The organism is Streptomyces actuosus, from assembly GCF_016921115.1.
Classification (GTDB): domain Bacteria; phylum Actinomycetota; class Actinomycetes; order Streptomycetales; family Streptomycetaceae; genus Streptomyces; species Streptomyces actuosus_A.
Map to the genome: position 1 here is coordinate 1 of NZ_JAFFZS010000124.1, position 893 is coordinate 893.

Annotated in this window: 1 protein-coding gene; it reads right to left on the reverse strand. The window is 64.3% G+C overall.

Translation table 11 applies throughout. The features are described from left to right. Positions 1 to 893 (reverse strand): alpha-amylase family glycosyl hydrolase (locus JS756_RS35885; RefSeq protein ID WP_240204878.1); only part of this gene is annotated, 893 nt, incomplete at both ends.

An 893-nucleotide genomic window follows, 5' to 3' on the forward strand; every position in this document is an offset into this window, starting at 1 on the left:
CGTTCTTCGTCGGTGACCATTTCGAGGGTGAGCTCGTCGTGGTTGCGCAGGAAGATGCCCCATTGGCAGCCGGAGGGGATGGCGGGGGTCTTGGCGAGGATCTCGGAGACGGGGTAGCGGGACTCGCGGCGGACGGCCATGAAGATGCGGGGCATGACGGGGAAGTGGAAGGCCATGTGGCATTCGTCGCCGCCGGAGGTGTAGTCGCCGAAGTAGTCGACGACGTCCTCGGGCCATTGGTTGGCTTCGGCCAGGAGCACGGTGTCGGGGTAGTGGGCGTCGATCTCCTTGCGGACGCGTTTGAGGAATTCGTGGGTGGCGGGGAGGTTCTCGCAGTTGGTGCCTTCCTCGGCGTAGAGGTAGGGCACGGCGTCGAGGCGGAAGCCGTCGATGCCGAGGTCGAGCCAGAACCTGAGTCCGGCGAGCATTTCTTCCTGGACGGCCGGGTTCTCGTAGTTGAGGTCCGGTTGGTGGGCGAAGAAGCGGTGGAAGAAGTACTGCTTGCGGACCGGGTCGAAGGTCCAGTTCGATGCTTCGGTGTCGACGAAGATGATTCTCGCGTCGTTGTACTGCTTGTCGTCGTCGGCCCACATGTAGTAGTCGCCGTAGGGGCCGTCGGGGTGTTTGCGGGACTCCTGGAACCACGGGTGCTGGTCGCTGGTGTGGTTCATGACGAAGTCGATGATGACGCGCATGCCGCGTTGGTGGGCGGCGTCGACGAATTCGACGAAGTCGGCGAGGTCGCCGAACTCGGGGAGTACGGCGGTGTAGTCGGAGACGTCGTAGCCGCCGTCCCTGAGGGGGGACTGGAAGAACGGTGGCAGCCACAGGCAGTCCACGCCGAGCCATTGCAGGTAGTCGAGCCTCGCGGTCAGGCCCTTGAGGTCGCCGAC